4 protein-coding genes are annotated in these 7,723 nt (G+C 65.9%); 2 read left to right on the top strand and 2 right to left on the bottom strand.

Translation table 11 applies throughout. The annotated features are described in order from the left end of the window. Nucleotides 1-2,158: M13 family metallopeptidase (locus EGJ34_RS19225; RefSeq protein ID WP_148100525.1), on the top strand; the 2,158-nt coding region annotated here is incomplete at its 5' end. Nucleotides 2,159-2,212: 54 nt separating this feature from the next. Here EGJ34_RS19225 and clpB read toward each other — a convergent pair. After that, entirely contained in the window at nt 2,213-4,798 is a 2,586-nt protein-coding gene (gene clpB / locus EGJ34_RS19220; protein ID WP_125362058.1) for an ATP-dependent chaperone ClpB, read from the bottom strand. Nucleotides 4,799-5,122: 324 nt separating this feature from the next. Here clpB and EGJ34_RS19215 point away from each other — a divergent pair, with 324 nt between their 5' ends. Next, the gene (locus EGJ34_RS19215; RefSeq protein ID WP_125362057.1) at nt 5,123-5,833 is read left to right on the top strand and encodes a glutathione S-transferase; all 711 of its coding nucleotides are present in this window, start codon (nt 5,123-5,125) and stop codon (nt 5,831-5,833) included. Nucleotides 5,834-5,940: 107 nt separating this feature from the next. On the opposite strand, the gene EGJ34_RS19210 is transcribed toward EGJ34_RS19215, so the two are convergent. After that, a complete protein-coding gene (locus EGJ34_RS19210) occupies nt 5,941-7,539 on the bottom strand; it encodes a hypothetical protein (RefSeq protein ID WP_125362056.1) in 1,599 nt (532 codons plus the stop codon). Nucleotides 7,540-7,723 lie beyond the last annotated feature (184 nt).

Raw genomic sequence — 7,723 nt, 5'->3', positions numbered from 1 at the left:
CGACTGCACCCGACTGGTCACCGGCGCGGCATTGATTGCCGCAGGCAGCTACGCGGCCGGCGTGGTGACCGGCTGGAGGTTCGCGCCGACGGAAGGCTGCGTCGCTGGCAATGGGATGGAACCGCGGACCGACGCGGCCGCCCTGAGCGCGGCGGCGCAAGCCAGCGAGGCTGCGCAGCAGCGTCGCAATGACACCCTCGTTGACGCGTTGCCCGAGATGCGCTTCCGCCCCGGCGACCTCGACCCGGCCCAGGATCCCTGTGCATCGCTGCATGCCTATGTGAACTCACGGTGGGCGAACGTGTCCGTGCTGCCTGCAGACCAGACCCTCTGGCACGCGCCCTTGGGCCTGCAGTCGCGCTCAGTTGTGCAGCAGCTGCGCCTGATGGAGCAGCTGGTCGGGCTGGAAGCCCCCGGCGATGCCCAGCGGGTGGTGGCCGATCTCTGGGCCAGCGGCATGGACGCTGCGCAGATTCGTCGCGATGGACTGCGCCCCCTGCGCGCAGAGCTGGCGGCCATCGACGCAATAGACAGTCCCGCCGCCGTGGCAGCGCACCTGCGCTGGCTTTCCGCCGAGGGGCGCAATCCGTTGTTCGGCATTGCGGTGGAACCGGACGTCGGCAACCGTACCACCCAGATCGCCTACATCCAGCAGGGAGGACTGGGCCTGCCGTCGGAAGCCTATTACGAGGAAGTGCCGGGCGACACGCTGCGCGACGACTACCGGGCCCACATTGCCGGCCTGCTGGAGCTGTCCGGTGTTGACCGAACCCAGGCGCAGCGTGATGCCCGTCGGGTCTTCGCGCTGGAGCAGCGCCTGGCCGCGGCCACTCCGGCCGACCTGCCGCTGCGCGCGGACATCAGTGTCATCTACAACCCGGTCAGTGCGGCGCAGGCCGACGCGCTGACCCCGAATTTCAGCTGGACCGCATTGTTCGAATCGCTGGGCGCAGCACCGCCTGATCGTTTCTCGCTGGCGACACCCGATTTCCATCGCACGCTGGACGCCGCCCTGGTTGATGATGCCCCTGCCGTCTGGCAGGCCTATCTGCGTTTCCACTGCCTGGACATGGCCAGTCCTTATCTGGACGACCGCTTCGTCCAGGCCGGCCACCGCTTCGAGCAGCGGTTGCTGAATCGCTCCACCCCGCTTCCTCCGCGCTGGGAACGGGTGCTGGCCGCCATCAATGCCCACGCCGGCCCCCTGCTCGGCGAGGCATATGCCCGCGCGTGGTTCCCTGCGAGCTCACGCGCGCGGATCGGACGGATGGTGGAGCAGATGCGCTTCACCCTGAAGCACCGCCTGGGCAACGTGACCTGGCTGGAGGACGCCAGCCGCGTGTCTGCCCAGGCCCGCGTCGAGCAGCTCAACCTGCACATCGGCCACCCCGACCACTGGCCGGACTGGTCAGGCCTGGACACCGAACGCTGCGGCTACCTGCGCAATCTGCAGCGCGCCCGCGCTTTCCAGCAGCGGGTCATGATGGCCGGTATCGGACAGCCCGCCGATCCGCAGCGGTGGCGGGCACATGCGCATGAGGTGCGCGCCTACTTCGATGTACTGAACAACAACGTGGCATTCTCGGCCGCCCTGCTGCAGCCGCCAAACTTCGATCCACAGGCAGACGACGCGCTCAACTACGGAGCCATCGGCGCGATCATCGGCCATGAAATGAGCCACGCCTTCTCTGCGGAAACCAGCGGGTTCGCGCTGGATGGAGGGTTGCGCAACGGTTGGAGCGACGCCGAACGGCAGCACTATCACGCATTGTCCGCGCAACTGGCCGCGCAGTTCGACCTGCGGCAGATCGACGGGCTCACGGTCGATGGCACCCGGACCGCCGGCGAGAACATGGCCGACCTGGGTGGGCTCACGCTCGCGCTGGACGCACTGCACCAGGAGGCCGCGGGACGACCGGACCCGATGGTCGACGGGCTCAGCCGCGAGCAGCGCTTCTTCATCAGCTGGGCCGTGGTCAACCGGCGCCTGCAGACGCCACTGCGGCTGGAGTATGAGATGGCCACCGACCCGCACAGCTTCGGCGCACCGCGAACGGACGTCGTGCCGTCCAACATGCCGGCTTATGCCGCAGCCTTCAACTGCCCGCCCGGCGCGCCCATGGCGCGCAGCGGAGACAACCGCGTTCAGCTGCTCTAGAAAAAAGGGCCCCGGCACTTGCCGGGGCCCTCTGCAGTATCGCGGCCGTCAACCTCACCCCTTGGCAAACACCAGCCGGCCATCGGCGGCATCCACCCGGACGACATCGCCACTGCTGAAGTCGCCGGACAGAATGCGCTGCGCCAGCGGGTTCTCCAGCTGTGCCTGGATTGCACGCTTGAGCGGACGCGCGCCATAGATCGGATCAAAGCCAACATTGCCCAGCAGCGAGAATGCCTCGTCGCTGATCTCGATACGCAGGCCACGCTCAGCCAGGCGACGCTCCAGACCCTGCATCTGGATGCGCGCGATCTGTTTGATCTGCGCCTTGTCCAGCGGGTGGAACACCACGATGTCGTCCAGCCGGTTGATGAACTCCGGACGGAAATGCGCCTGCACCACGCCCATCACCGCCGCTTTCATCTGGGTGTAGGCTTCCGGACTGTCGTCACCACTCATGTCCTGGATCTGGTGCGAGCCCAGGTTGGACGTCATCACGATGACCGTGTTGCGGAAGTCCACCGTGCGACCCTGGCCGTCGGTCAGGCGACCGTCGTCAAGGACCTGCAGCAGGATGTTGAACACATCGGTGTGCGCCTTCTCCACTTCGTCGAGCAGGATCAGCGAATAAGGCCGGCGACGCACCGCTTCGGTCAGATAGCCGCCTTCCTCATAGCCCACGTAGCCCGGAGGCGCACCGATCAGGCGCGCCACGCTGTGCTTTTCCATGAACTCGCTCATGTCGATGCGGATCATCGCGTCGCTGCTGTCGAACAGGAACTCGGCCAGCGACTTGCACAGCTCGGTCTTGCCCACGCCCGTCGGCCCCAGGAACAGGAACGAACCACTCGGACGATTGGGATCGGACAAGCCCGCACGCGAACGGCGCACGGCATCGGAAACAACTTTGATCGCCTCTTCCTGGCCGACCACGCGTTCGTGCAGCACATCTTCCATGCGCAGCAGCTTCTCACGCTCTCCTTCCAGCATCCGGTTGACCGGGATGCCGGTCCAGCGCGAGACCACCTCGGCGATTTCCTCGGCGGTAACCCGGTCCTGGACCAGCTTGAACTCGGTGTTCTCCGCCTCCTGCGCGGCCGCCAGCTGCTTTTCCAGCTGCGGCAGCTGGCCGTACTGCAGTTCGCTCATGCGGCCGAAATCCTGGCGGCGCTGGGCCGACTCCAGTTCCAGCTTGACCTGCTCGATCTGCTCCTTGATCTTCGTGGCGCCCTGCAACGCCGCCTTCTCCGACTTCCAGATCTCGTCCAGGTCGGAGAACTCGCGTTCAAGCGCGTCAATGTCGGTCTCCAGGTCAGCCAGGCGCTGCCGCGAGGCGTCGTCCTTCTCCTTCTTCAGCATTTCACGCTGGATCTTGAGTTGGATCAGTCGGCGCTCCATGCGGTCCAGTTCTTCCGGCTTGGAATCGATCTCCATGCGGATGCGCGAGGCCGCCTCATCCATCAGGTCGATCGCCTTGTCCGGCAGCTGACGGTCGGCGATGTAGCGATGCGACAGGGTTGCCGCCGCGACGATGGCCGGGTCGGTGATCTCCACGCCGTGGTGCACGGCATACTTTTCTTTCAGCCCGCGCAGGATGGCGATGGTGTCTTCCACGCTGGGCTCGCCCACGAACACCTTCTGGAAGCGGCGCTCGAGTGCCGCGTCTTTTTCGATGTACTTGCGATACTCGTCCAGCGTGGTCGCACCAACGCAATGCAGTTCGCCACGCGCCAGCGCCGGCTTGAGCATGTTGCCGGCATCCATCGCGCCGTCGGCCTTGCCCGCGCCGACCATCGTGTGCAGCTCGTCAATGAACAGGATGATCTGACCCTCGCTCTTGGCCAGGTCGTTGAGCACGCCCTTCAGGCGCTCTTCGAACTCGCCGCGAAACTTGGCTCCTGCAATCAATGCGCCCATGTCCAGCGACAACACGCGCTTGCCGCGCAGTCCTTCGGGCACCTCGTCATTGATGATGCGCTGGGCCAGGCCTTCCACGATGGCGGTCTTGCCCACGCCGGGTTCGCCGATCAGCACCGGATTGTTCTTGGTCCGGCGCTGCAGCACCTGGATGGTGCGGCGGATTTCCTCGTCGCGGCCGATCACCGGGTCGAGCTTGCCGCTTTCGGCGCGCGCGGTCAGGTCGATGGTGTACTTCTCCAGCGCCTGGCGCTGGTCTTCTGCATTTTCAGACTGCACGCTTTCCCCGCCGCGGATCTTGTCGATGGCGGCGTCCACACGGGTCTTGTCGGCCCCGGCGGCGCGCAGCGCCATGCCCAGGGTGCCGCCGTCATCCAGCGCCGCCAGCACGAACCATTCGCTGGCGATGAAAGCGTCGCCGTGCTGCTGGGCCAGCTTGTCGGTGGCATTGAGCAGCCGGTTCAGGTCGTTGCCCATCGACAGGTTGCCGGCCTGGCCGGTCACCTTGGGCAGCGCATCCAGGGCCTCGGTCAATCGCTCGCGCAGCACCGGTACGTTGACGCCAGCCTGCGACAACAGCGGACGCGTGCTGCCGCCCTGCTGGTCCAGCAGCGCGGTGAATACGTGCACCGGCTCAAGGATGGAGTGGTCGCGGCCCACGGCCAGCGACTGCGCGTCGGCCAGCGCCTGCTGGAAACGCGAGGTGAGCTTGTCCATTCGCATTGGGGGATCCTCTTCAAGGTCGTGGCCAGCGTCGCCGGCCGTATCAGATGTACCGGATATGCGGTTGCCGCGAAGTGATTCAAGACAAACGCGACGCTGGCAATTCAGCGCCGGCATTGCCATACTTGCGAATCATTCTCATTCCCATCATTATCGTCAACGTCTGCATGACTGGAAGTGCTGTAGAGCTGGGCTTGCCTGGCTGACGTCACACATGTGGCAGAGCAGCCGGGCAAGCCCGGCTCTACGCGGGCGGGACACGGTGATCACGGCAGCTTTCTATGACGCTGGCGACGCTGGTGTTTGATACCGAGGAGATCCCACATGCACTACGAGCTGTATTACTGGACCGGCATTCAAGGCCGCGGTGAGTTCGTGCGCCTGGCGCTGGAAGATGCGGGTGCGGCCTACACCGACATGGCACGGGTGCACGGTGACGAGGCCATCACCCCGTTCCTCGAAGGGAAACATGAGGGGTTGCAGCCGTTCGCGCCGCCGTTTCTGGTCACCGGTCGGCAGGTGATCGCGCAGGTCGCGGCCATCCTGGATTACCTGGGGCCGGAACTGAACCTGGTCCCCGAGGCGGCATCACGCCGCATCCAGGCACTGCAGCTGCAGATGACCATCGTCGACTTCGTGGCGGAGATCCACGACACGCATCATCCCATTGCCGCATCGAAGTACTACGAGGACCAGAAGGACGCCGCCAAGGCGCGTGCGGCTTCCATGCGCGGCGAACGGATGCCCAAATTCCTGGGCTGGTTCGAGCAGGTGCTGGAGGCCAACGGTGGCCTGCATCCACTGCGCGAGCATTCGTATGTGGATCTTTCACTGTTCCAGCTGGTCAGCGGGCTGACCTACATGTTTCCGCGCCGGATGCAGGCGCTGCGTGGCGACCTGCCACTGCTGCATGCGCTGCATGACCGGGTACAGCGGCGGCCGAACGTGGCCGCCTACCTGGCATCGGAGCGGCGGCTGGCGTTCAACACCAACGGGATTTTCCGCTATTACCCGGAGCTGGATGGGGACGCGTGATTGCGGTCACGACCAACGGTCGTGACCTACCCTTCGCCGCATGGATGATTGCCCGGTAGATCACGACCGTTGGTCGTGATCGCTCCATCGAATCATGCGACGGTAGATCACGACCGTTGGTCGTGATCGCTCTTCTGCAATGACAACAATGCCAGCAACGCCGCCAGCGCCACATACGCCCCGGCGAACTGCCAGCTGATCAGCTTCGGCAGGCCTTCCAGCGTCCACGGCAGGTAGATGCCACCGCGCGGGTCCACCGAATGGATCAATCCGAACAGGGTCAGCGCCGCAGCCACCAGCAGAATGCCGGACGCGCGCAGCAACCGGCCGTCGATCATCGCCACCACGGCGGCAATCCACAGCATCGAGGTGATGATGAAGCCATTGCCCAAGGTGAAAATCACCGCCAGCTCCGGCAGTCCGTGCCCGTCCAGCGTGGTGGTCATCGCCAGCAGCTGTTCCGGCGCGATCCATCCCGGGGCCTTGATCGCCAGCAGGTAGGCCACCGACGGCAGAAAGCCCAGCACCATCGCGCCCGCATGCTCACGGGGCGTCGCCTGGAACGCCTGGGTGGTGATGTCGATCGCCACGTAGACGATGATCGGAGCCAGCACCGCCAGCGGCAGCCACTGCACCAGCCCGGAGATCACCCCGAGCATGCCGCCGATGCCGACAAACAAACCGGTCAACAGCGTGTAACCGCTGCGCGCGCCCATGTGCTTGTACGCCGGCTGGCCGATGTAGGGCGTGGTCTGGGCGACGCCGCCGCACAGGCCGGCAACCAGCGTGGCCACCGCTTCGACCAGCAGGATGTCACGGGTGCGGTAGTCATCGCCGGCGGCGCGCGCGCTTTCGGAGACATTGATGCCGCCGACCACCATCAGCAGCCCGAACGGCAGCAGCAGCGGCAGGTAGGTCATGGCCGTGGGCAGGCCTTCGATGAAGCCCAGCGTCGGCCACGGCAGCACCACCTGCGGCGGGGTCCACTCCGGCACTTTGAAACCCGGTGCACCCAGCCCCGCCAGGCCCAGGCCGTAATACAGCACGGTGCCGAACACGAATGCCACCAGCACGCCCGGCGCGCGGATCGGCAGTTTGCGCTTGGCCACCAGCACGTACAGCAGCAGGCCCAGGGTGACGAAGCCCACCACCGGCGAACGCAGGGTTTCCAGCAGCGGCAGGAAGCCCATCAGCACGATGGCAATGCCGGCGATCGAGCCCAGCAGCGAGGCGCGCGGCAGCGCGCGGGTCACCGCCTCGCCGAAGAACGACAGGATCGTCTTGAGCACGCCCATGATCACCAGCGAGGCCATGCCGAGCTGCCAGGTGGCGATGGCGGCATCATGCGGGGCCAGCCCCTGCGCCTTGAAGGCCAGGAAAGCCGGGCCCAGCACCAGCAGCGCCATGCCGATGCTGGTGGGCGCATCCAGGCCCAGCGGCATCGCCGTCACATCGTCACGGCCGGTGCGCGCCGCCAGGCGACGGGCCATCCAGGTGTACAGCACGTTGCCGACCAGCACGCCAAAGGCCGTGCCGGGGAACATGCGCCCGAACACCACGTCGGCCGGGAACTGGAAGATGCCCACCAGTGCCATCGCAATGAAGCCCAGGATCGACAGGTTGTCGACCACCAGGCCGAAGAAGCCGTTGAAGTCGCCGGCGACGAACCAGCGTGATCGTCCGGAGACGGAGGGGGATGCGGACATGCGCGGTCAGACGGGGTGGGGGTACCCGATGGTAGGGCTTCGTTGCCGTCAACAACAGGTACGCCCGTGGAACACCGGGTAGCGCCGGCCGTTGGCCGGCCCCCCCCCCCCCCCCCCCCGGCCCCCCCCCCCCCGCCCGCCCCCCCCCCACCCCCCAAAAAAAGACAAGGTGTAGAGGTTATAT

The sequence above is a fragment of the Stenotrophomonas sp. 278 genome (genome assembly GCF_003935715.1).
GTDB lineage: Bacteria > Pseudomonadota > Gammaproteobacteria > Xanthomonadales > Xanthomonadaceae > Stenotrophomonas > Stenotrophomonas maltophilia_AH.
This window is presented reverse-complemented; position numbering and strand designations above follow the sequence as displayed.